General features: G+C 67.8%; 23 protein-coding genes. 11 read left to right on the top strand and 12 right to left on the bottom strand.

Annotated features, from left to right (window positions below; all coding sequences use genetic code 11):
- Both M1L58_RS19580 and M1L58_RS19575 read right to left on the bottom strand, forming a co-directional pair.
- A partial coding sequence (locus M1L58_RS19580; RefSeq protein ID WP_248660150.1) for a hypothetical protein occupies window positions 1-1,133 on the bottom strand: 1,133 nt, incomplete at its 3' end.
- A 4-nt stretch (window positions 1,134-1,137) separates the two neighbouring features.
- Window positions 1,138-2,271, bottom strand: a complete 1,134-nt coding sequence (locus tag M1L58_RS19575; RefSeq protein ID WP_248660149.1) for a phosphotransferase family protein — start codon at window positions 2,269-2,271, stop codon at window positions 1,138-1,140.
- 104 nt (window positions 2,272-2,375) lie between these two features.
- On the opposite strand from M1L58_RS19575, the gene M1L58_RS19570 reads away from it, so the two are divergent.
- The 3 genes from M1L58_RS19570 to M1L58_RS19560 are packed head-to-tail and all read left to right on the top strand — an operon-like array spanning window position 2,376 to window position 4,293.
- Window positions 2,376-3,005, top strand: coding sequence for a TetR/AcrR family transcriptional regulator (locus tag M1L58_RS19570; protein WP_006868648.1), 630 nt, complete (start codon window positions 2,376-2,378; stop codon window positions 3,003-3,005).
- 55 nt (window positions 3,006-3,060) lie between these two features.
- Window positions 3,061-3,501, top strand: coding sequence for a CoA-binding protein (locus M1L58_RS19565; protein ID WP_040537094.1), 441 nt, complete (start codon window positions 3,061-3,063; stop codon window positions 3,499-3,501).
- Window positions 3,502-3,519: 18 nt separating this feature from the next.
- Complete coding sequence (locus tag M1L58_RS19560) at window positions 3,520-4,293, top strand: hypothetical protein (protein ID WP_248660148.1); 774 nt, start codon at window positions 3,520-3,522, stop codon at window positions 4,291-4,293.
- 10 nt (window positions 4,294-4,303) lie between these two features.
- Here M1L58_RS19560 and M1L58_RS19555 read toward each other — a convergent pair whose 3' ends face one another.
- Window positions 4,304-5,182 (bottom strand): LysR family transcriptional regulator, encoded by an 879-nt coding sequence (locus M1L58_RS19555; RefSeq protein WP_248660147.1) that lies wholly within the window; start codon window positions 5,180-5,182, stop codon window positions 4,304-4,306.
- A gap of 98 nt (window positions 5,183-5,280) precedes the next feature.
- On the opposite strand from M1L58_RS19555, the gene M1L58_RS19550 reads away from it, so the two are divergent.
- The 4 genes from M1L58_RS19550 to M1L58_RS19535 all read left to right on the top strand — a co-directional run bounded on the left by M1L58_RS19550 (window position 5,281) and on the right by M1L58_RS19535 (window position 8,999).
- Window positions 5,281-5,652 carry a YybH family protein gene (locus M1L58_RS19550; RefSeq protein WP_248660146.1) on the top strand — a complete coding sequence of 124 codons (372 nt, stop codon included), beginning with the start codon at window positions 5,281-5,283 and terminating at the stop codon, window positions 5,650-5,652.
- Between the two features lie 114 nt (window positions 5,653-5,766).
- The gene (locus tag M1L58_RS19545; protein ID WP_248660145.1) at window positions 5,767-7,161 is read left to right on the top strand and encodes a phosphotransferase family protein; all 1,395 of its coding nucleotides are present in this window, start codon (window positions 5,767-5,769) and stop codon (window positions 7,159-7,161) included.
- 31 nt (window positions 7,162-7,192) lie between these two features.
- Window positions 7,193-8,464 carry an acyl-CoA dehydrogenase family protein gene (locus M1L58_RS19540; protein ID WP_248660144.1) on the top strand — a complete coding sequence of 424 codons (1,272 nt, stop codon included), beginning with the start codon at window positions 7,193-7,195 and terminating at the stop codon, window positions 8,462-8,464.
- Window positions 8,465-8,522: 58 nt separating this feature from the next.
- The gene (locus tag M1L58_RS19535) at window positions 8,523-8,999 is read left to right on the top strand and encodes a hypothetical protein (RefSeq protein WP_006868655.1); all 477 of its coding nucleotides are present in this window, start codon (window positions 8,523-8,525) and stop codon (window positions 8,997-8,999) included.
- 272 nt (window positions 9,000-9,271) lie between these two features.
- Here M1L58_RS19535 and M1L58_RS19530 read toward each other — a convergent pair whose 3' ends face one another.
- From M1L58_RS19530 to M1L58_RS19520, 3 genes are all read right to left on the bottom strand, one after another.
- A complete protein-coding gene (locus tag M1L58_RS19530; RefSeq protein WP_248660143.1) occupies window positions 9,272-9,811 on the bottom strand; it encodes a DUF1697 domain-containing protein in 540 nt (179 codons plus the stop codon).
- Between the two features lie 21 nt (window positions 9,812-9,832).
- On the bottom strand, window positions 9,833-11,119 hold the full coding sequence (locus M1L58_RS19525; protein WP_248660142.1) for a DUF4185 domain-containing protein: 1,287 nt from the start codon (window positions 11,117-11,119) through the stop codon (window positions 9,833-9,835).
- A gap of 176 nt (window positions 11,120-11,295) precedes the next feature.
- A complete protein-coding gene (locus M1L58_RS19520) occupies window positions 11,296-12,063 on the bottom strand; it encodes a methyltransferase domain-containing protein (RefSeq protein ID WP_006868658.1) in 768 nt (255 codons plus the stop codon).
- A 117-nt stretch (window positions 12,064-12,180) separates the two neighbouring features.
- Between M1L58_RS19520 and rnhA the strand changes: the two genes are divergently transcribed.
- From rnhA to M1L58_RS19505, 3 genes are read left to right on the top strand one after another with little or no spacing between them, the layout of a single operon-like run.
- Complete coding sequence (gene rnhA, locus M1L58_RS19515; protein WP_248660141.1) at window positions 12,181-12,669, top strand: ribonuclease HI; 489 nt, start codon at window positions 12,181-12,183, stop codon at window positions 12,667-12,669.
- The gene (locus M1L58_RS19510; protein ID WP_248660140.1) at window positions 12,666-13,577 is read left to right on the top strand and encodes a D-isomer specific 2-hydroxyacid dehydrogenase family protein; all 912 of its coding nucleotides are present in this window, start codon (window positions 12,666-12,668) and stop codon (window positions 13,575-13,577) included. Before rnhA ends, M1L58_RS19510 begins: the two co-directional genes overlap by 4 nt.
- Window positions 13,578-13,636: 59 nt before the next feature.
- Entirely contained in the window at window positions 13,637-14,428 is a 792-nt protein-coding gene (locus M1L58_RS19505; RefSeq protein ID WP_248660139.1) for an SDR family oxidoreductase, read from the top strand.
- 165 nt (window positions 14,429-14,593) lie between these two features.
- Here the strand turns inward: M1L58_RS19505 and M1L58_RS19500 are convergent, their stop codons facing one another.
- Window positions 14,594-15,166 carry a YdeI/OmpD-associated family protein gene (locus tag M1L58_RS19500; protein WP_248660138.1) on the bottom strand — a complete coding sequence of 191 codons (573 nt, stop codon included), beginning with the start codon at window positions 15,164-15,166 and terminating at the stop codon, window positions 14,594-14,596.
- 45 nt (window positions 15,167-15,211) lie between these two features.
- Here M1L58_RS19500 and M1L58_RS19495 point away from each other — a divergent pair, with 45 nt between their 5' ends.
- Window positions 15,212-15,907: a hypothetical protein gene (locus tag M1L58_RS19495; RefSeq protein WP_248660137.1), complete on the top strand. Its 696-nt coding sequence runs from the start codon at window positions 15,212-15,214 to the stop codon at window positions 15,905-15,907.
- 353 nt (window positions 15,908-16,260) lie between these two features.
- Here the strand turns inward: M1L58_RS19495 and M1L58_RS19490 are convergent, their stop codons facing one another.
- The 5 genes from M1L58_RS19490 to M1L58_RS19475 are packed head-to-tail and all read right to left on the bottom strand — an operon-like array spanning window position 16,261 to window position 21,933.
- Window positions 16,261-18,180, bottom strand: a complete 1,920-nt coding sequence (locus tag M1L58_RS19490; RefSeq protein WP_248660136.1) for an ABC transporter ATP-binding protein — start codon at window positions 18,178-18,180, stop codon at window positions 16,261-16,263.
- Window positions 18,177-19,910: an ABC transporter ATP-binding protein gene (locus M1L58_RS19485; RefSeq protein WP_248660135.1), complete on the bottom strand. Its 1,734-nt coding sequence runs from the start codon at window positions 19,908-19,910 to the stop codon at window positions 18,177-18,179. The genes M1L58_RS19490 and M1L58_RS19485 overlap by 4 nt, the downstream gene beginning before the upstream one ends.
- The gene (locus M1L58_RS23370; RefSeq protein ID WP_282578898.1) at window positions 19,904-20,029 is read right to left on the bottom strand and encodes a hypothetical protein; all 126 of its coding nucleotides are present in this window, start codon (window positions 20,027-20,029) and stop codon (window positions 19,904-19,906) included. The genes M1L58_RS19485 and M1L58_RS23370 overlap by 7 nt, the downstream gene beginning before the upstream one ends.
- Window positions 20,030-20,079: 50 nt before the next feature.
- The gene (locus tag M1L58_RS19480; protein ID WP_006868666.1) at window positions 20,080-20,880 is read right to left on the bottom strand and encodes a family 1 encapsulin nanocompartment shell protein; all 801 of its coding nucleotides are present in this window, start codon (window positions 20,878-20,880) and stop codon (window positions 20,080-20,082) included.
- A 48-nt stretch (window positions 20,881-20,928) separates the two neighbouring features.
- On the bottom strand, window positions 20,929-21,933 hold the full coding sequence (locus tag M1L58_RS19475; protein WP_248660134.1) for a Dyp-type peroxidase: 1,005 nt from the start codon (window positions 21,931-21,933) through the stop codon (window positions 20,929-20,931).
- Window positions 21,934-22,030 lie beyond the last annotated feature (97 nt).

The raw sequence follows: 22,030 nt of genomic DNA, 5'->3' as shown, positions 1-22,030 counted from the left end.
GGGGCGACGCTCAGCCAGTCGGCGAAGCCCGACGGGTCGTGACGGCCGAGTGCGCCGTGCTCGAACAGGCCCCAACCGGTTCGGGTCGTGCCGTCGCCTTCCCGGCAGGTCGCTCGTCCGACGTGGTCGATGACGCCGAACGGCATGCGCCCGAGGATCTCCGGGCTGGTCATGTCGTAGGTGAGGCGCTCGGTGAAGTCCTCACCGCGCCAGACGCCGTGGAGCCAGTCGGGATCGCCGCCGTACCCGCCGCCGACGTGGATCGGGACGGGCAGCAGTGACTCCACCTCGAACGTCACCGCCGACCCGTCCGATGCGGTGGCGGAAATCGTTGCACCGGTGGGAATCCGGGTTCCCGAGGCGTAGTGCACCGAGATCCTCGGCCAGCCGAGTTGTTCGACGCGGCCGTCCTTCCACACGCGGGAGCAGTCGTTGAGGGTGCGGAACCCGTTCGGGTCCTCCTGCACGATGAGGACGAGCTGGAAGTCGTCGAAGGCCATCGGCACGTACAGCCACCACATGCCCTCGAAGGGCGGATCTGCCGGTCGCCCTGCGGGTTCCGGTTCGCCCACCGGCCGGATGCCCCAGGACCGGTCGCGGGTCCCGATCCACGTCGACGGGTCGACCGCGATGTGTTCGCCGTCGACGGAGATGGATCCGCGCCAGGTGCCGACCTGGGCGAAGCGTTGCGCATCGAGCGTGACCTTGGTGCCCTGCCGCATGATGTGGGGTTGCTCCAGGAGTGGGTCGAACAGACCTTCCCAGTGCAGGTCGACGGCGATGCCCTCGGTCTCGGCGAGCGTGAGATGCAGTGTGCGCAGGGGCTCGTCGACAGACAGTCGGTACGCCCCGACGTGCTGGTCGAGTCGGTCGCCGTCGATGGCGTCGGACAGGTGCACCGCGGTCTGGGTGTCCGGGCCGTCTTCCTGCCGGCGTCGGATCAGGACGAAGGCATCCTTGACCCCGAGGTTCGGGTAGTAACCGATGCCGGTGATCAGGAAGATGTTGCCGCTGCGATCGTGGGCGTTGAGATAGGCGCGGTCGTAGAAGTTGCGGTCGGAGTTCGCCGGCCAGGCGATCGGTTGCGGCAGTTGATGAATCGGGAACTCGTCGAGTGGTCCGAGACCGGACATGGGATCAGCCTTCCTCGAGCAGACGGTCGAGCAGCGGACGGTGGTAGAAGAGCGTGCTGTCGACGTCGCCGGGCCGCTCGAGTTCGCCGAAGTGCACGCGTCGGGCGCCGGTGCGCATGAAGACGCAGCACCACTGCACGGCGGCATAGACGTAGAACCAGCGCAGGTCGCGCAGTTCGGCCCCGGTCCGTTCCCGATAGGTTGCGCGGACGTCCTCCTCGCGAAGAAGGTCGGGGAGGCCGGGCAGCCCGGCCATCGTGGCGAGCTCCTGGAACACGCTGTGCGCGAAGATCACCCACGCCACATCCAGTTCCCGCGGGCCGATCTTCGCCATCTCCCAGTCGAGCACGGCGGTGGGTTCGAAGTCGACGAACATCATGTTGCCCAGGCGGGAGTCGCCCCACGACAGCACCGGGTCGGCGGAGGCGGCGTCGTCGGGGAAGTTCGCAGTGAGCCACTCCAGCGCCCGTTCGACGAGGGGTGAGCGGCCGATGCCCTCGACCGAGAGGTCGTACCAGTCCTGCAACCAGGCGAGCAGTCGCGCCAGGGTCGAGTCCCCTGCGGGCAGGTCATCGAGCAGGAAACCGAAGTGCTCCGCCGCGTCGGGGATGGCGTGCAGGTCGGCTATGACGTGGACCGCGGCGTCCTGCGCACGGCGTCGATCGACGGGAGGCGCGTCGGCAAACCAGTTGTCGCCGAACGTGTACGGCATGACGTCGGGCGGCACGTCGCCCTCCAGACGGTCCATGAGGAAGAACGGTGCGCCGAGCAGCGATCCCGTCGGCTCGAGGTGGTGCACGCGCGGGACCGGGACGTCGGTCAGTTCGGCTACCTTGCGCATGACCTCGAACTGATGGTCCATCCGGTAGGTACGGAACACGGGGATGTCGCCGGCGGCGGGTGCCATCCGCATCACCCATTCGCGGGTGTCCGAGTCCGGCCAGGTCGCGGTGACCGGGATGGTCTCCGACGACATGCCGTTGGCGTCGCCGCCGGCGGCCACCGTCACCTCCGGGGTGGTGTCGGGGGTGTCGGGTTGTTCGGCGAGCCAGGACGCGAGGACGTCCGGGACCGACGTGTTGTCCCTGCTGGAGCGTTGTAGATGGTCGATGTGTTCGACGGCGGGCTCGGTGGCCACGGGCACCCCCAGGATTCGCTACGGTGAGTAGCGTAATGACAGCAGACGGGTCGCGGCCCCGCAGCGACTTCGGCAAAATCGCGACTGCGACGAGAGTTGGTCTCATGGACGCTGGACCCGACGGGGCTGGTCTCGCCGCCGGCCTCGACGGCGCGGGACCGGTCGAGGCGACAGCCGGGCGGCCCCGCGACGCGCGGATCGACGCCGCGGTGCTCGACGCGGCGGCCCGACTCGTCGTCGAGGTGGGTTATCACCGCCTGACGATGGCCGCGGTCGCCGAGCGGGCGGGCACCACCAAGACGGCGCTGTACCGGCGATGGTCGGGTAAGGCCGAGCTCGTACACGATGTGGTGTTCGCTCAGATGACGCGTCTACCGCCGTCGAGCGGCGAGATGGAGGCCGACCTGCGGTCTATGGTCGACGCCGCCCGAGACCTGTTCGCCAGGCCGGTGACCCGTGTCGCGCTGCCCGGCCTGATCGCCGACATGTCCGCCGACCCGGCCCTCGCCGCCCGCGTCCACGCGGGCTTCGCCGCGGTGTTCGGGGGTGTGCGCGAGAGGCTGGTGGTTGCGGTCGAGCGCGGCGAGGTGCACCCCGACGTCGACCCCGACCGTCTCATCGAGGTGGTCGGCGGATCGGCGATGCTGCACGTACTCCTGCTGCGGGACCAGGAATTCGACGACGACTGGGCAGAGCGGTTGGTGGCCATCGTCCTTCACGGCGTGATGCGCTGAGCCCGATCACCGGTGACGTGGCGAATCGTCCGGTGTGGACACCTACACTCACTTCATGGCTACCCCAGACTCCGCCGGCCCCCGCACCACGGACGAGATCGTCGAGAAGATCCTGTCCACCTACGACACCATCACGGTGGTCGGTGCCAGCGCCAACACGGCCAAGGCCGCCAACGAGGTACCCGCGCACATGAAGCACCTCGGGTGGCGGATCATCCCGGTCAACCCGACCGCTGACGAGATCGTCGGCGAGAAGGTGTACCGATCGCTCGCGGACATCCCCGAACAAATCGGCCTCGTCGACGTGTTCCGCCCCGGTCCCGAATGTGCCGACGTCGCGCGCGCCGCGGTCGAGGCAGGCGCGACGGCGCTGTGGCTGCAGCTCGGAATCCGTTCCGAGGAGGCCCGCAAGATCGCCGAGGACGCCGGACTGCTCTACGTCGAGGACCGCTGCCTGATCATCGAGCAGCGGCGCACGGGCATCGTGCCCGCATGATGAGGGAGTGAGTCGGCGGTGGAGTTCCTCGACGATTTGACCCATCAACGACTTCCGCTGTTCCTGCTGTTCGCCTCGTTCACGGTGACCTTCGTCGTGACGCGGGTGATCACCCGGTTGATCCGGGCCGGCAAGGGGCCGTTCAAGAACAACGTGTCGGGCGGGGTCCACGTGCACCACATGGTCCCGGGTCTCGCGCTGATGGTCGTGGGCGCGTTCATCTCCGTCGGCGTGAACGGTGTCGAGCCGGGTGCCTCGATCAGCGCGGTCCTGGTCGGCATCGGGGCCTCTCTTGTGCTCGACGAGTTCGCGCTCATCCTGCGTCTGCAGGACGTGTACTGGTCGAGCGAGGGCCAGCTCTCCGTGCAGGTGGTCGCCCTGACAGTCGCCGCCCTGGGCATGGTCATCCTCGGGTTCAACCCGTTCAATGCCGAGACCGACGTCGAGTTCGGTCCGGTCGCCTTCGCGGTGACGGCTCCGATCAACATCGCTTGTGCGATCTTCTGCGTGGTCAAGGGCAAATACTCGACGGCGATCGTCGGCGTCTTCATCCCGATCTTCGCCTGGGCCGGTGCCATTCGTCTGGCCCGGCCGAAGTCCACCTGGGCCCGGCGCCGCTACTCACCGGCCAAGCTGGAGAAGGCGACCGCGCGGGCGCAGCGATTCGATCATCGTTGGGGCCGCCGCGGATTGAGCATCGGCGACTGGATCGCCGGTGCGCCCAGCGATTCGGCGAATCCGGCCGTTCCGGAGAAGCCGACGGACGAGACCGGGGACGCGCTGGCGAGCTGAGCCCGCCGCGTCACCCCGCATCGAGGCCGAAGGTCTCGCGGACGACGTCGACGAACCGTCTTGTCGCGGGGGACGGATCGGTTCTCCACACGAAGCCGAGCCGAGCCCGGACGTCGACGCCCTCGATGGGCAAGCCCGCCACCCGATCGTCCGCCGCCGCGATGGAAGCGCTGAGGATGCCGGTTCCCATGCCGCTGCACACCAATTCGACGATCGCATCGGGAGACGACGCCTCGATCGCGGGCCGGATGGGACTGCCGTGCGCGACTGCGGCGTCGTCGAAGACGTTCCGGATGCCTGCGCCGCGCGGTAGGCAGATGAGGGACCGTTGCCGCAGTTCCGGGAATCCGGTGTCGGTGCCGCGCTCTTCGTCGGCCGGGACCACCGCTACGACGGGCTCGGCGATGACGGTCAGTGATTCGGTGCCGCGCGGCAGCTCGTCGCCGTAACCGGCCAGCGCCACGTCGAGGCTGCCGTCGACGATCGAGGTGATCAGTCGGTCCGACGGGGATTCTCGAAGGCTCAGAGGGACTTTCGGATGGGCGGAACCGAAGGTGCCCAATGCGGTGAACAGTGGTGCGATGGTGCATCCCTCGACCATGCCCACCGACAGACTCCCACGGAGCAGTCCACGGACCTCCGACACCGCATCGGCCACCTCCCGGGCCGCGGCCAGTGCCGCGCGAGCCGCGGGGAGCGCGGCGTGCCCGGCATCGGTGAGACGGACCGAACGTGCGGATCGATCGAAGAGCGCTGATCCCAGCTCGCGTTCGAGGCTGCGGACCTGTGCGCTGATGTTGGGCTGCGTGGTGTGCACCCGGTGCGCCGCCGCGGTGAAGCTCTCCTCGTCGGCCACGGCGACGAAATACTCCAGCTGCCGCATCTCCATAACCGCCGATGATACCCACTATGAAAACCATTCCTTGGACTTATTCATGCTGGCGACGCACGGTGGAGATATCAAGCAAGCCCAACTGAGAGGACGTCATGACCACCACCTACGAGACCGCACGCACCCCCGAAGACCTCACCCGCCTCTTCGTCGAGTTCTCCAATGCCGGTGATGCCGACGCCGTCGCCTCGCTCTACCACGAAGATGCGGTCATGGCCTTCCCGCCGGGGCGGGTCACCCGGGGTAGGGCGGCGATCCGGGACCTCTGGGCGTCGGTCCTCGAACACCGTCCGACCTTCGTTCCCGAACCCCCGTTGCCGACCCTCGTCTTCGGCGACGACCTGGCCTTGACCTCGACGCCGCCGCGCGACGGCGCGGGTGCTCGCGCACAGGTCGTGACCCGACGCCCCGACGGAACCTGGGTGCGGATCATCGATCAGCCCGAGTTCCAGACCCCGACACCCTGACGCCGGGTCGCCGCCGTCTTTTTCTGACAGCGGATTCAGCTTCCGTGCTAGCTTCGCTGTGTCGGGGATTACACCGTCAGAGCAGTCGATCGGTGCGTGAAGGGATGGGTCTGCGTGGGAGTGCCCGAGGCCGGCGAAGTGGCCGCACGAGTCGCCGAACGGCTCAGCACGACGCGAGGTACCCCGGTGTCTGTCGGGTCCGCCCGGCAACTACCTGCGGGCGCGAGTCGCGCGACCTACGCCGCGACCCTTGTCGACGCTGCCGGTACACCCGAACCGATCGTCATCCGCGCCGTTCCGACCGCAGACGACGACGGTGGGCTCGGTGCGGAAGCCGAGGTCCTGCGTGCCGCTGCCGACGCCGGGGTCCCGGTCCCGAAGATCCTCGATGCCGGCCTCGGTGACGACAGCGTCCTCGGGTTCCCCTATCTTGCAATGAATTTCATCGGCGGCGAGTCCATCCCCCGGAGGATCCTCCGCGACGACACCTACGCCGCTGCGCGCGACCGGTTCGTCGAGCAGTGCGGCAGGATCCTGGCGCGCGTTCACCGCATCGACGCCACACAGACGCCGGGGCTCGAGGAACTCGTCGATCCGGTCGAGGCGCTGCGCACGCTGTTCCCGCGCGAGTTCGACACGATGCCGGCCGGCCTTGTTCTCGCGACCCAGTGGCTCGTGGCCAATCCGCCGCCGGCGTCCCCCGGTTCCTGCGTCGTGCACGGCGACTTCCGGCTCGGCAACCTGCTTGTGGACGCCGATGGTGTTGCCGCGGTGCTCGATTGGGAACTGGTGCACATCGGCGACCCGGTCGAGGACCTCGGTTGGCTGTGCGCCAAGGCCTGGCGTTTCGGCGGCTCCGCCCCGGTCGCCGGGATGGGCGGACGCGCTGCGCTTCTCGACGCCTATGCCGAGGTGGCCGGGTGGCGCCCCACCGAAGAAGCGCTGCGCTGGTGGGAGCTGTACGCCACGGTGAAGTGGGGCCTGATCTGCGCGGTGCAGGCCAATCGGCATCTCGACGGTGTCGAACGGTCCGTCGAACTCGCCGCGATCGGACGGCGAAGTGCTGAACAGGAATTCGACGCCCTGCTCGATCTGGGAATCGTGTCTCCGGAGGTGGTCGCGGACCCGCTGGGCGTCGACACCCCTGGCCCCGACGAGGAGCCGCACGGGTCCCCGTCGTCGCTCGAGTTGCTCGACGCCCTCGCCGGATTCCTTCGCTCCGACTCCGTGACCGCCGAGATGTCACCGCAGGTTCGGTTCCACACCCGCGTTGCCGGCAATGTCGTGGACGTCGTCCGCCGCCAGGTGCTGCTCGGCGCGACCCACGCCGCCGAGTCTGCGCAGCGCCTGGCAGCCCTGGGCGTCGCCGATCAGCGGGCCCTGTGCGACGCCCTGCGGTCCGGCGAACTCGACGGCACCGACGAGAAGGTGCGCGCAGCGATCGCCGCCGATGTCCGCGCGCGATTGCTGGTCGCCAACCCGAAGTACTTCGCGGTCCCGCATCCGTGACCGCGTGACACCCGACCGAGAAGGATTCCCCGTGGACTTCGCACTGCCCGAGTCGCTGAGCGACTACCTGGAGGAGCTCGACGCCTTCATCGAGGCGGAGATCAAGCCGCTCGAGCAGGCCGACGACAACATCCGGTTCTTCGACCACCGGCGTGAGGACTCACGCACGGACTGGGAGCGCGGCGGTCTCCCGAATGCGGAATGGGAAGCGCTGCTCGGCGAGGCACGACGACGAGCCGACGCCGCGGGCCACTTCCGTTATCCGTTCCCCAAGGAGTTCGGCGGCCGCGACGGGTCGAACCTCTCGATGGCGATCATCCGCGAGCACCTCGCGTCCAAAGGGCTGGGCCTGCACTGTGATCTGCAGAACGAGCACGCCATCGTCGGCAACAACATCGGGCTGCTGTTGATGCTGGAGTATGGCACCCCCGAGCAGCAGGAGGAGTGGGTCGAGGCTCTCGCCGCCGGCACCAAGTTCTTCGCCTTCGGGATCACCGAGCCCGAACACGGCTCCGACGCGACGTACATGGAGACAACCGCGGTTCGTGACGGCGACGAGTGGATCATCAACGGGGAGAAGACCTGGAACACCGGCATTCACGCCGCCCACCGTGACATCGTCTTCGCCCGCACGAGCGGCGAACCCGGTGACGCACGGGGCATCACTGCGTTCCTCGTCGACCCCCAGGCACCGGGCTTTGCCGTCGAGGAGTACCTGTGGACGTTCAACATGCCCACCGACCACGCGCGCATCAGCCTGCGCGACGTCGGGGTGCCGGATTCGGCGGTGTTCGGCGAGGAGGGTGCCGGCCTGCAGGTGGTGCAGCACTTCTTCAACGAGAACCGGATTCGGCAGGCCGCCTCGAGTCTCGGTGCGGCGCAGTACTGCGTGAACCGGGCCGTCGAGTACGCCAACGAGCGGGCGCCGTTCGGCAAGAAGCTCTCGACCAACCAGGCGATCCAGTTCCCGCTCGTCGACCTGCACACCCGCTGCGCGATGGTCCGCGCGCTCATCCGGGAGACGGCCTGGAAGATGGACACCTACGGCAACTTCGCCGCGTCGGCCGAGGTGTCGATGTGCAACTACCAGGCCAACCGGTTGTGCTGTGATGCCGCCGACCAGGCGATGCAGGTGTTCGGCGGCAAGGGGTACTCGCGGCACGAACCGTTCGAACACATCTACCGTCACCACCGCCGGTACCGCATCACCGAGGGCGCCGACGAGATCCAGATGCGACGCGTCGCCGGGTACCTGTTCGGTTTCATGTCGGGCAAGGCGCCCAAGGGAGTGGGCTCGGCCTGAGTAGGCTGGGCATCATGCGAGATCGTGTGCGAACCGTGCCGAATCGGGTGATCCGGCCATGATCGCCGTCATCATCATCGTCGCGACCGTGGTGGTCGCGCTGTTCGTCCTGGGCGGGGCTGCGTGGTTCGCCTGGGACTCCGACAAGCGGGTGCGCAGCTTCGCGCGGTCCACCGACCTCATCCCGGGCCGGCCCGGGCGCGCCCCGGAGAGCTGGACAACCGACAACACGCGAGAGGCGTTGCTGCATCGCCGGATCCGTTACGCCATCGCGGATGTGCACCAGAACCCCGCGATCCCGCACGACGACGAACTCGTCGCGGCGCGCGATCGCCTGGACGACGCGGTGTTCGAACTCGATGACCGGCTCATCGCGGCCGCCGGCACCGGGGGCGACGAGGCCACCGAAATCCTCGACCGCGCCGAATCGGCGGTCAAGGCCCTCGAAGCGCTACCCAAGAAGTTGTGGGAGGCGCCCAAGCCGGATCAGCTCGCCGACCTCGACCGCGTGACCCGGGTCCTGTCGCGCGGCTGATGCTCAGATGACGGTCGGGCGCGGCGGCGGATCGGGCTCGGGCGGAGCCGGCTGTGGATCAGGCACCGGCGGGGGCGTGGGCGTCGGGATCGGTGGTTCCGGCGGTGGTTCGGGAATCGGTTCCGGCGCCGGCATCGGGTCCGGAGGCGGCGGAGGCTGAGGTACCGGTTGGTTCACGAGGGACTCCTCTCGACGTGCGCGTCTGGTGTCCTGATTCGACGCTACGCTCACACCGATCGTCCGGCCACCGGCTTGTCAGCCCTCGGTCTCGCTCAATCCTTGGTGAGGTCCAGCAGTTTTCGCACCGTGCGCAGATTGCGCCCGGTTCCCTGCACGCCGAGCCCCCGGGCGATTGCCGGCGCGGTCAGCTTCGACCGGCCCGCACCCTCGGCGTAGCGGATGTGGAGGTCGGAGCCGATCACACGCCGGACGTCGTCGCCGAAGTCCTTCTCCTCGAACGCGGCGGCCTTGTCGGCGTCGGGTTCGTCGGTGAGAAAGTAGACGTAGGAATACCTGTCGTCGGCGACCTCGAACGGGTGCGCGTCGAGTGCGGCCTGTACCTCGCCCGGGGTGCGGCTGATGATCTCGCGGAAGAAACCGTAGCGCTTCTCGATCTCACGCTCGAGTGCGCGGTCGAACTCGGCAGGGTCACCGGGCGGTGAACAGAGCAGATTGCCCGACGCGATGTACGTGGAGACATCCGTGGCCCCGAGTTCGGTTGCGATCTCGCGCAGTTCGGCCATCGGCAGCTTGGCGCCACCGACGTTGATTGCTCGGATGAGGACGATGCGCACCGCGGCTTTGCTGCTCACCGCTCCATGATGGCAGCGGTCTCACAACTTGGACAGGTCGGTGCGCGCCAGCATCACGTTGTAGTCGTCCCACCGGGACACCACGAAGTACAGGTTCTTCCCGCTTGACCGCGGATGGATGTACGGGGTGTACAGGCCGCTCGACTGCTTGTTGGAGATGAGGACGCGTTCGCCGCTCCACGGACCGACGGGGGTGGGGGAAGTGCGCATCATGACGGTGCCGGCGCGCTCGGTGAGCATGACGAATTTCTTGAGGTGATTGTTGTAGGCCACCGACATCTCGCTGACTGGTCGCCCGACGATCGGCGCGGCGTCGGCGGGGTTCGGCGACCACGCATTGCCACCCCGGAAGTATTGGTAGCGGTTCAGATTCAAGATGTCGGCGGGCCGGAAGCGGGCGACGAACGCCGACCCGTGCCGGCCGTTGGGTGTGCCGTACTGGTAGATGTAGTCGCCGCTGCGCAAGAAGGCGCCCATCTGGAATCGGCTGTGGCCCTGCGTGATCTGCGGCACGCCGGGCACGGTCAGTTCGAGGTTCGCCCGGATCGTGTTGTTGTCGACGGCCCAGGTCTGACCGTTGTTGCGCGACACCGCGATCGCCGAATAGTTGGTGGCCCATCGTCCCGGGCCCAGCCACTTGTGGATCGACATGAAACTCAGGAACTGGATGCCGTTGATCGAGATGCCACCGGTGGGGATTCGTCCTACCTCGGTGTTGCGGACGCCTATCGCGTTGAACATCGGCTGCGAATAGGTGGGGTGCGCGGGCGTGACCGAAGCGCCGGAGCGTACCGACCCCGGTATGGCGGTCGGGAAGCGGATGGCCTTGTCGAGATTCGAGTTCGCGTCGCTGCGGAGCATCGTGTTGTGCCGCCACACCATCTGGCCGGCGCATTTGCCCCAGGTGTCGCCGAAGGCCATGAGAACCTGCCCAGAACCGTTGTCCCACGGCACGCCGACGTCGGTGGCCGTGATCCCGAAGCGGGCGTCGGTGCGTTCGGTACTCCGTGGCCCGGTGACCCACGAGACGGCTGTGGTCGCGCCCTTGAGCTTGGGCAGCGGCCCCTGTGTTTTCTTGCCGTCGGCGCGGTAACTACCGAAATCGATGCTGCCCCAGCCGAGGTCGCTGGACCCGGAGCTGCCCGTGCTGCCGACGTCGCCCCCGGTGATGCCGGTGGCGTTGCAGACCGCTGCGGCGGCGGGGGAGGCCGCCGCAGAGAGGAGACTCGCGGTCAGGCCGGCGGTCACGCCACCGACCACCAGGACGCGCGAGAGCGGGCGCATGCGAACACGGCTGCGTCGGGACATGGGGACCCCCTGTGGCTACGGCTGGTGCCAGTGTTGCAGAAGTGGCAGGTCTGGGCGGTGGAGGTGGCCAAAGCTTGACCGGGGCGTGACCCTTCGTGGCTCGTCGCTTCGCTCCTCGCACCTCAGGGAGCGGAAAGTCGTGGGTGCGCTTCTCGCACGTCTGGGAGGAGGCCGAGTCAGTGGCGCGTGGCGACCGCGAAGGCGCGTCGGAACGGCATCAGGGTGCCCCAGTCGTGGCGGGGGTAGGCCTCGGCGAGCCGGCGCTTGAGCTCGGTGACGAACTCGTCGCGCAGGTGGGTGGGCAGCGCCTGCAGGTACGGCCGGGCGCCGGTCCCGGAAATCCAGTCGAAGACCGGGTCGTTGCCGTCGAGGACATGCAGGTAGGTGGTCTCCCAGGCGTTGACCCGGAAGCCGCGGTCGAAGAAGAACCGGAGGTAGTCCTCGGCGTCCATGCGCGGCAGCGGACGCACGTCGCTCAGCGATTCGGCGAACGGCTCGGTGGCGGCGAGATCGGCCAGCGCGGTGCGGAACGGGGCGTCGTGACCGTTGGGGACCTGGATGGCGAAGGCGCCGGAGTCGGAGAGGTGGCCCAGTAGGCGGTCGATGACCCCGAACTGGTCGGGAACCCACTGGAACATCGCGTTCGAGATCATCAGGTCGAACGTGCGGTGCGGTGTCCACTCGATCACGTCGGCGACGTCGAAGTTCGCGTGGGCGTCGGTGTTGTCGCTGATGGCGCGGTCGATCATGGCTGCGGACTCGTCGATGCCGAGGATCTCGGCGCTCGGCCATTGCGCTCGCAGATGCTTGGTGAGATGCCCCGGTCCGCATCCGAGATCGACGATCGTCGTGGGATTGGTGGGGATCTGCGCGATCAGGTCGAGGAAGGGTCTCGACCGGTCGTCGGCGAATTGCAGATAGCGTGCTGGATCCCAGACAGCCATGCGTCCACATTAGGGGTGCGCGGTGGTGGTGTCACGGGGGAAGGCTTCGACGCAGCATGGTTTCGTGACGTGATCTCCGACGCGGAACGGTCACGGCGCTGACGTAGGCTTCCCTGCGTGACAGATCCCGTGAATTCCGCTTCCGAGAACTCGACCGGCGGCGACGCCGCGGCAGTAGTGGAGATCTCCACCGACGGCGCCTGCCTCGGCAACCCCGGCCCCGGCGGGTGGGGTGCGGTGCTCCGGTACAAGGGCAACGAGAAGCGGATCTCCGGGTCGGACCCCGACACCACCAACAACAAGATGGAGCTCACGGCGGCCATCGAGGGTCTTGCCGCGCTGACCAGGCCGTCGAAGGTGATCATCTACACCGACTCCACGTATGTGCGGAACGGGATCATGAAGTGGGTCGCCGGCTGGCAGGCGAACGGCTGGAAGACCAAGGACAAGAAGCCGGTGAAGAACGCAGACCTGTGGCGACGCCTCATCGAGGAGGAGAAGCGTCACGAGGTCGAGTGGCGCTGGGTCAAGGGGCACGCCGGTGACCACTTCAACGAGATCGCCGACGAACTCGCCACCACCGCAGCCCGGGCGGTGTCCCGATGAGCGGTCTTCCGGTCGCCGTCGAGCCCGACCACGACGAGCATCTCGTCGCGGCGGTCGAGAGCGCCGGCGGCAAGATCGTCGGACTCGACGAGGCGCGGGTACTGGTCTGGATCGGCCCGCCCGCCGAGTTCCCCGAACTGTCGGATGCCGTCGAGTGGGTCGCCCTCAAGACGGCAGGTATCGAGGACTTCCTGAATGCCGGACTCCTCGACGACCGCCGGGTCTGGACCAACGCCTCCGGTTTCTACGCCGAGAACGTGGCCGAGCACGCGCTTGCGCTGCTACTCGCCGGGCTCCGGCAGATCAACACCGCCGTCACGCGGCACTGGGACAAGGAGCGAATCGACACCTCCGTGCGGTCGCTGCACGGCTCCACCGTCGCCATCGTGGGCGCGGGCGGTATCGGCGCGTCGCTGGGCCCGCGCCTGAAGGCCTGCGGTGCGCGCGTCGTCGCGGTGAACCGGTCGGGCCGCGACGTGCCCGGCGCCGACGAGGTGCGACGCTCCGACGATCTCGGCTCGGTGTGGGCCTCCACCGACCACGTGGTGCTGGCCGCGCCGGCGACCCCGGAGACCCGGCACATGATCAACGCCGAAAGCCTTGCCGCGCTGCCGGATCACGCGTGGATCGTGAACGTCGCGCGCGGCCCACTGGTCGACGAGGAGGCCTTGTACCGGGCGCTGGTCGATGGCGAGATCGCCGGGGCGGCACTCGACGTGACCGATCCCGAACCGCCGGCCGAGGACCACCCGCTGTGGTCGCTGCCGAACGTCATCATCACCCCGCACGTGGCGAATCCCGCGTCGGGGCTGACACGTGAGATGGCGCCGTGGCTGGCGGAGAACGTGCGTCGATTCGTCGCGGGCGAGGAACTGATCTCGGTGGTCAAGCCCGGCCGCGACTACTGATCCGGGGCATTTTCTAGAACACGTTCTCGTTTTGGGCCGGTTCGTGGCAGAGTCGGGGAGTGATTCTCGACAGATTCCGTATCGATGACCATGTCGCTGTCGTCACCGGTGCCGGTCGCGGCCTTGGTGCGGCCATCGCGGTGGCCTTCGCCCAGGCGGGCGCCGACGTGGTGATCGCGGCGCGCAGCGAATTCGACCTCGACCAGGTGGCCGGACAGATCGCCGACGCCGGCCGGCGTGCCCATGTCGTCCCGGTCGATCTCAGCAACGCCGACGCCGCTGCCACCCTCGCCCAGACCGCGGTCGAGGAGTTCGGAAGGCTGGACACGATCGTCAACAACGTGGGCGGTGCGATGCCCCGGCCACTCCTCGACACAACCCCCAAGCACCTCGTCGAGGCCTTCGACTTCAACGTCGCCAACGCCCACGCGCTCGTCGTGGCCGGCGCCAAGCAGATGCTCGCGACGACCGGCCACGGCTCGATCATCAACATCACCTCGGCCGTCGGCCGTGTGCCGGGTCGCGCGTATGCCGCCTACGGAACCGCGAAAGCTGCTCTGGCGCACTACACCCGGATCGCCGCGATGGACCTCAATCCGAAGATCCGGGTCAACGGCATCGCACCCGGGGCGATCCTCACGTCGTCACTCGAGATCGTGGCCGGCAACGACGAGATGCGCACCGCCCTCGAGGACGCGACCCCGATGCACCGGCTCGGCGAACCCGAGGACATCGCCGCCGCGGCGCTGTACCTGGCCTCACCGGCGGGCGCCTACGTCACCGGCAAGATCCTCGAGGTCGACGGCGGGATCATCGCACCGAACCTGGACCTCCCGATCCCGGATCTGTAAGGGGGTTTCGACGGGGCTCAACCAGCGGGGAACGGGCTCAACCAGCGGGGAACGGGCTCAACCAGCGGGGAAACGCTCAACCAGCGGGGAAACGCGCTCAACCAGCGGGGAACGGGCTCAACCCGCGGGGGAACGGGCTCAACCCGGGGGCGCTCGACCAGGGGCTCAGGACGGGCGAATGTTGAGCCCGGCCTGTTCGACGATGGTCGCGATCCGCTTGGTCTTGGTCTCGGGTCTCTTCGCCAGCGCGATCTGTGCGAGACCCATCTTGCGGGCGCTGGGCGGGAACGCGTCCCAGTTGGCGCGGGCGGTCGGGTTCGCGTCGAGGGCGACGGTGAGTTCGGGGGACTCGATGCCGGCCTCGGCGTCGTCGAAGATGGTCCACAGGCCACGTGCTTTGGCGTCGTCGATGACCGCCTGGCCGGCGGGCTGCATGCGCCCTGACTCGATCAGGTCGGCGACCCGCGCCTTGTTCGACGCCGCCCAGGGACTGTTGCGGCCGCGCCGGGTGAACCACATGCCGCGCCGCGCCTCGTCGAAGACGCGGGTGTGGCCGTCGATCCACCCCCAACAGAGCGCCTCCCGGACCGCTTCGTCGTAGTTGAGGGGCTCGCGTCCGGAGTCTTTGCGCCAGAAGATGAGCCACACTCCGGACGAGGTCTGGTGGTTGTCGCACAACCACTCTCGCCACTCGTCGATGGTGTCGAGGACGAGCTGAGGCGCGCTCGGATCGGCCATGGGTTCACCCTAATCGCAGACCGTCGGTCTCGGTACAGTGAGAACGTGACCGGCATTCTCGAGTTCGCGAGCAACAACTGGTGGCTGATCTTCCCCATCGGTGGTGTCGTCGGCGGCTGGGCCGGGTCGATCGCGAAGTACAACGAGAAGCGACGCAAGGACAAGATCGAACTCGCTCGCATCAAGGCCGCCGCCCAGGCCGAGCAACTGAAGCTGACCACGACGTCCGTCGAGCAACTCCGCAAGACACTCAAGCAGCACGATGCGCTCAACGAGAAGTGGTTCGCCTACGAACTCGACCTGGCCACGCTCATCGAATATCCGCTCATGACCGACATGCGCGAACCGCTCACCCTCGCCTTCCATCGCGCGCGGGTCCATGCCGACGACCTGCGCCCGGAGACCCCGCGGCCCGGCGACACCGAGACGACGCTTGCCCCGGCCGACTTCGCCGACTACCGCGAGGCGGTCGGTGAATACGCCGCCGCCTTCGACGCCGCCGAACGCGAGGCACGACGCCGCAAGCAGGCCGGGTTCTCGCCGATCGAACGCGAAGCCCTCGACCGCGCCCGCAAACTCATCAACATCGCCTCCGACTCCGGTGCCACCGCGGCGGAACGCCAGGCCGCCTACAAGAAGGCGCGCGCCGAACTCGACGGTCTCCTCGACGTCCCGCCCCTCGCTGCCGAACACCTCGAACGCCAGATCGCCGGCGCGCTCGAACGGGGTCGCGGCGACTGAACCGCTGGTGGTTCCCACCGCTCCCTGAGGTGCGAGCGCGGACCACCCACCGCTCCCTGAGGTGCGAGCGAAGCGAGCCACGAAGGGCTGACGACGTCTCCTCACCAGGCCTTCGTGGCTCGTCGCTTACGCTCCTCGCACCTCAGGCAGCGGAAAGGGTTGCGCGGCTAGGCAACGCGGTGGCCCTTCGTGGCTCGTCGCTTACGCTCCTCGCACCTCAGGCAGCGGAAAGGATTGCGCGGCTAGGGAACGCGGTGGCCCTTCGTGGCTCGTCGCTTACGCTCCTCGCACCTCAGGCAGCGGGAAGGGTTGCGCGGCTGGGTAACTCGCAAGAGCAGGGACCGTCCGCCCGGTCAGCCCGCCTCGATGGCTCCGGTGAACTGGCTCTCGTAGAGGCGGCAGTAGGCGCCGCGAGCGGCGAGGAGTTCCTCGTGGTTGCCCTGCTCGACGATGTGACCGTTCTCCATCACGACGATCACGTCGGCATCGCGGACCGTCGAGAGGCGGTGTGCGATCACGAAACTCGTGCGGTCGGTGCGGAGGTTGGCCATCGCCTTCTGGATGAGCAGCTCGGTGCGGGTGTCGACAGAACTGGTCGCCTCGTCGAGGATGAGGATCGTGGGCCGGGCGAGGAAGGCCCGGGCGATCGTGATGAGCTGTCGCTCACCGGCACTGACGCCACCGCCCTCGTCGTCGAGGACCGTGTCGTAGCCGTCAGGGAGGGTGCGGACGAAGTGGTCGACGTGACTCATCCGGGCGGCCTCGAGTACCTCGTCGCGGGACGCAGAGGGATCACCGTAGGCGATGTTGTCGTAGATGGTCCCGCCGAACAGCCACGAGTCCTGCAGCACCATGCCGGTGCGCTCGCGGAGGTCGTCGCGGGTCATCTCGGCCGAATCCACGCCGTCGACGCGGATGGTTCCGGAGTCGACATCGTAGAACCGCATGATCAGGTTGACCAGCGTGGTCTTGCCGGCGCCGGTCGGGCCGACGATGGCGACCATGTGTCCGGGACGCGCTGTGAGGGTGAGGTTCTCGATCAGCGGCTTGTCCTCGACATAGCGGAACGAGACGTCGTCGAACTCGATGAGTCCGTGGTCGACCGCAGGCGTCTTCGGGTGCTCCGCATCCGGGATCTGCTCCTCGGCGTCGAGGATGTCGAAGATGCGCTCGGCGGATGCGACGCCGCTCTGCATCAGGTTGATCATCGACCCGATCTGGGTGAGCGGCTGCGTGAACTGGCGCGAGTACTGGATGAACGCCTGCACCTCACCGAGGCTCAGCGAACCCGACGCCACGCGCAGGCCGCCGACGACGGCGACCGCCACATAGTTGAGATTTCCGAGGAACATGATGGTCGGCATGATGACGCCGGAGATGAACTGTGCACGCCAACTCGACTGGTACAACTTCTCGTTGCGCTCGTCGAAGGTCGCCTCGATCTCGCGCTGACGACCGAAGGCGGTCACCAGTTCGTGGCCGGTGAAGGCCTCCTCGACACGCGCGTTGAGGGCGCCCGTCGACGCCCACTGCGCGGAGAAGTGTGGTTTCGACCGCTTCGCGATGACGGCGGTCGCGATGACGGCCAGCGGAACGGTCGCCACCGCGATCAGCGCGAGCAGCGGCGAGATCCAGATCATCATCACCAGCAGCGCGATGACCGTCAGCACCGAGTTCACGAACTGGGAGATGGTCTGTTGCATGCTCTGCGACAGGTTGTCGAGGTCGTTGGTGACCCGGCTGAGCAACTCGCCACGCGGCATCGTGTCGTAGTACCGCAGCGGCAGGCGATGGACCTTCTCCTCGACCTTCGCGCGGAGATCCCGAATCGTGTCCACGACGATGATGTTCAGCAGGTACGCGGCCAGCCACGCGAGCCCCGACGCCACCACGTACATCACCAGGGTGATGAGCAGGACGCGACCGACGTCGCCGAAATCGACTCCGACACCGGGTGTCACGTCCATGGACGAGACCATGTCGGCGAAGGTGTTGTCGCCGCGGTCGCGCAGACCGGCCACCACCTGGTCCTTCGACTGCCCGGCGGGCAGCATGCGACCGATGACGCCGTTGAAGACGAGATCGGTGGCGTGGCCGAGGACGCGCGGCGCGACGGCCAGCAGGATGACCGAACCGACGATCGAGCTCAGCGTCACGGTCATCAGTCCGCGGTACGAACCGAGCTGGGCGACAACCCGTTTGATCGACGGCCAGAACGAGCGCGGCTTGGACTCGGGACCGCCGGCGGCCATGGGTCCACCCGGGCGGGTCATGCGCGCTCCTCCATGGCCATCTGCGATTCGGCGATCTCAGCGTAGGTGGGACACGAGGCCAGCAGGTCGTCGTGTGTGCCGATGCCGACGATGCGTCCGCGGTCGAGTACGACGATCTGTTCGGCGTCGACGATGGTCGAGATGCGTTGCGCCACCACGATCACCGACGCATCGCGGGTGGCCGGCCGCAGTGCCGCCCGGAGCTTGGCGTCGGTGGTGAGGTCGAGCGCCGAGAACGAGTCGTCGAACAGGTAGATGGCGGGCCGCCGGACGAGTGCACGGGCTATCGCGAGGCGCTGCCGCTGCCCGCCGGAGACGGTGGTGCCGCCCTGTGCGACGCGGGTGTCGAGGCCGTCGGGCATCGCCGAGACGAATTCCTCGGCCTGTGCGATGCGTAGCGCCTCCCAGATCTCGTCGTCGGTGGCGTCGGACTTGCCGTGGAGGATGTTCGACCGGATTGTCCCGGAGAACAGGTACGGGCGCTGCGGGACGAGGCCGACCACCGAGCGCAGTTCGTCGGGGTCGAGTCGCTTGACGTCGGTGCCACCGACGCTGACCTTGCCTTCGGTGGCGTCGATGAGCCGGGGCACGAGTCCGAGGAGCGTCGTCTTGCCGGACCCGGTCGACCCGACGATGGCGGTCGTGGTCCCCGGCGTCACGCTGAAGCTGATGCCGCTCAGCACCGGATCGTCGGCGCCGGGGTAGCGGAACTCGGCGGCGTCGAACTCGACGGTGCCGGGATGGCCGGCGAAAGCGATCGGGTCGGCGGGCGGATGCACTGATGTCTCCGTGTCGAGGACCTCGGTGATGCGTTCGGCACAAACCGCAGCGCGCGGCGCCATCATCGCCAGGAACGACGCCATCATCACCGACATGAGGATCTGCATGACGTAGCTCATCAATGCGGTGAGTGCGCCGATCTCGACCTTGCCGTCGGACACGGCGTGACCGCCGAACCAGATGACCGCGACGATCGTGACGTTCGTGATCACCATGACCAGCGGGAACATCAGCGCCATCAGCTTGCCGACCCGCAGCGTGGCGTCGGCGAGATGGTCGTTGGCGACCCCGAAGCGTTTGCGCTCGTGCTCCTCCCGCACGAAGGCGCGCACCACGCGGATGCCGGTGATCTGTTCGCGCAGAACACGGTTGACCGCGTCGATCCGTTCCTGCATGGCACGGAAACCGGGGATCATGCGTGCGATGACGAGACCCATCGCCAGACCGAGGATCGGCACCGCGACCGCGATGACCCACGACAACGCCGGGGCCTCCCGGATGCCCATCACGATCCCGCCGATGCACATGATGGGCGCCATCACGAGTATCGCGCTGCACATGACGATCAGCATCTGCACCTGCTGGACGTCGTTGGTGGTGCGGGTGATCAGCGACGGCGCGCCGAATGTGCCGACCTCGCGGGCGGAGAACGAGTTGACGCGGTGTAGCAGGTCGCTGCGGATGTCGCGGCCCACCCCGAGAGCGGCCCGCGACCCGAAGAACTGCGCGATGATCGTCGCCACGATCTGCACGACGCTCACCAGTAGCATCCAGCCGCCGATGCGCATGATGTACCCGGTGTCGCCGGTCGCCACGCCGTTGTCGATGATGTCGGCGTTGAGGCTCGGCAGGTACAGCATCGCCGCGGTCGCCACGAACTGCAGCGACACCACCATGACGATGTTGATGCGGTACCGCCGGAGGTACGTGCTGATGAGTTGGGTCAGCATCTCGGCGCCGGGAGCGTGGCGAGCGGGCCGATGGTCGCCGGCGCCGGGAGCGTGGCGAGCGGGCCGATGGTCGCCGGCGCCGGGCGCGTGGCGAGCGGGCCGATGGTCTCTGCGATCACCTGCGTCAGACTAGTTGCCCCGGCTAAGGGGTGGGAATCGTCTGGCGTGCTCAGCTGCCGAAGAGGGCGACGGCTGCCTCGCCGGTGTGGGTGAGGTAGGTGAACGATTCCTGGAAGTAGAGGTTCACCACGTCGGCGTCGTGCGAGTCGTAGCCGATCGAGACGTCCTGACCGATGGTCAGCTCGAAGTCGCCGCCTCGGGTACTCATGACGAAGGCGCCGCGGATGGCCGGGGCCCACACGATGTCGCCGGTCACCAGTCGCTTGATGTGGTCGCGGATCGGGTAGCCGTGGTTGGACGTCTCGTTGACCTGCGTGTACACCTCTGCCGACATGGCGACCGAGTACGGCCCGTCGACCGAGGCGAGACGCAGGGTGGTGAGTGCCTGGCTGACGGCTTCGGGGTAGTCGCGCACGTCGGCGGGCAGCTGGATCGGGGTCGCGGACGCCTCGGCGCGGATGCCGGTGATCGATGCCGCCGCGTAGCCCTCGAAGATCGCGCGGTCCTCGGCGAGCGCGAGCTGGCGCGCGGCTTCGACGACCGGATCCCAGTCGGCATCTCGGGCGCCGCGGTCGACGTCGTCGATGGCCTCGCGGGAGACGGTGAACGGCACCTTCAGCTCGACCAGCGACTGGGTGCGGCGGATGAAGGCCTGGATGCCGTCGGCCGGGGAGTCGATCTTGCTGCGGTGGCCCAGGGTGACGGCCGCGGTGTCCTGACCCATCGGCCCCTTGACGTCGACGAGTCGGCGGCCTGCGATGTTCCGCTTGAACGACCGGGTGGCCTCCTCCTCGATCTCTGCCCAGGCGGCCTCGGAGATGGGGGCGAGTTCGCGGTGCAGGTTGTTCATGGGGCCTCCTGGTGCGGTGGTGTCGGGCGGTGGTCGGTCTGTGGCGGGCTAGCGGAGGGAACCGATTCCCAGGGAGCCGTCGGCGCGGAGGGCCGGGGTCTGGACGGCCGGTTCGGCGGTGCCGGGCGCGGGCGGCAGATCCTCGAGGAAGTCGAGGGTCGGGGTGAAGAACTGCGACCCGGTGACGGCGGTGGTGAAGTCGAGGAGCCGGTCGTAGGTTCCCGGCGGGTCGCCGATGAACATCTTGCGCAGCATCTCCTCGGTCACCTCGGCGCCGGCGGAGTAGGCGATGTAGAAGGTGCCGTTCTCGCCGTTCCCGGAGACGTCGCCGTAGGGCATGTTGTCGCGGACGACGTCGATCTCCTCGCCGTTCTCGTCCTCGACCTTGTTGAGGGCGATGTGGGAGTTGGGTGGCTTCACGTCGTCGGACATCTCGACGTTGTCGAGCTTGGTGCGTCCGATCGCGGCTTCCTGCTCGCTCGTGCTCAGATCGTTCCACGACGACAGGTCGTGGACGTAGCGCTGGATGGCGACATAGCTGCCGCCGGCGAAGTCGGGGTCCTCGTCGCCGACGGTGATGGCGTCGACCGCGGCCTGTCCGACCGGGTTCTCGGTGCCGTCGACGAAGCCGATGAGGTCGCGGAGGTCGAAGTAGCGGAAGCCGTGCACCTCGTCGACGACGGTCACCGCGTCGCCGAGGGCGTCGGTGATCAGGCGTCCGAGTTCGAAGCACAGATCCATCTGATCGGACTTGATGTGGACCAGGAGATCGGCGGGGGTCGCCGGTGCGGTGTGGACCGCGCCCTCGTAGGGGACGAACGGACGCAGCGAACGCGGGCGGGGGCCGTCGAACAACCGGTCCCAGGCGTCGGAACCGATCGAGACGATGCCGGCCAACGCGGCCTCCGGTGCGCGCGAGGACACCGCATTGTTCAGGCCCGGGATCTCCTCCAGCACATCACGAACCGTGTCCTCACCACCGTCGTTGATGGTGAGGACGAGAAAGATCGCCGACTTGGTCTTACGCGTCAGGATCGTCTGCGGCACGGGCACGCCCAATACCCTAGCCGACCCATGTCCGAAATGGGATCGCAGATCGTGCCGTGAAAAAGTAGGGCAGGCAACCCTTTTCGGGACGCCCGGAAAATCC

Source organism: Gordonia sp. C13, from assembly GCF_023218005.1.
GTDB classification, from domain to species: Bacteria; Actinomycetota; Actinomycetes; order Mycobacteriales; family Mycobacteriaceae; genus Gordonia; species Gordonia namibiensis.
This window is presented reverse-complemented; position numbering and strand designations above follow the sequence as displayed.

Excerpts from the sequence above, each read along its gene's own strand:
- M1L58_RS19500 (WP_248660138.1), bottom strand. The coding sequence starts at position 15,166 with ATGGCCGATCCGAGCGCGCCTCAGCTCGTCCTCGACACCATCGACGAG.
- M1L58_RS19525 (WP_248660142.1), bottom strand. The coding sequence starts at position 11,119 with ATGTCCCGACGCAGCCGTGTTCGCATGCGCCCGCTCTCGCGCGTCCTG.
- M1L58_RS19485 (WP_248660135.1), bottom strand. The coding sequence starts at position 19,910 with ATGCTGACCCAACTCATCAGCACGTACCTCCGGCGGTACCGCATCAAC.
- M1L58_RS19490 (WP_248660136.1), bottom strand. The coding sequence starts at position 18,180 with ATGACCCGCCCGGGTGGACCCATGGCCGCCGGCGGTCCCGAGTCCAAG.
- M1L58_RS19510 (WP_248660140.1), top strand. The coding sequence starts at position 12,666 with ATGAGCGGTCTTCCGGTCGCCGTCGAGCCCGACCACGACGAGCATCTC.
- M1L58_RS19480 (WP_006868666.1), bottom strand. The coding sequence starts at position 20,880 with ATGAACAACCTGCACCGCGAACTCGCCCCCATCTCCGAGGCCGCCTGG.
- M1L58_RS19520 (WP_006868658.1), bottom strand. The coding sequence starts at position 12,063 with ATGGCTGTCTGGGATCCAGCACGCTATCTGCAATTCGCCGACGACCGG.
- M1L58_RS19565 (WP_040537094.1), top strand. The coding sequence starts at position 3,061 with ATGGCTACCCCAGACTCCGCCGGCCCCCGCACCACGGACGAGATCGTC.
- M1L58_RS19570 (WP_006868648.1), top strand. The coding sequence starts at position 2,376 with ATGGACGCTGGACCCGACGGGGCTGGTCTCGCCGCCGGCCTCGACGGC.
- M1L58_RS19535 (WP_006868655.1), top strand. The coding sequence starts at position 8,523 with ATGATCGCCGTCATCATCATCGTCGCGACCGTGGTGGTCGCGCTGTTC.
- M1L58_RS19550 (WP_248660146.1), top strand. The coding sequence starts at position 5,281 with ATGACCACCACCTACGAGACCGCACGCACCCCCGAAGACCTCACCCGC.
- M1L58_RS19555 (WP_248660147.1), bottom strand. The coding sequence starts at position 5,182 with ATGGAGATGCGGCAGCTGGAGTATTTCGTCGCCGTGGCCGACGAGGAG.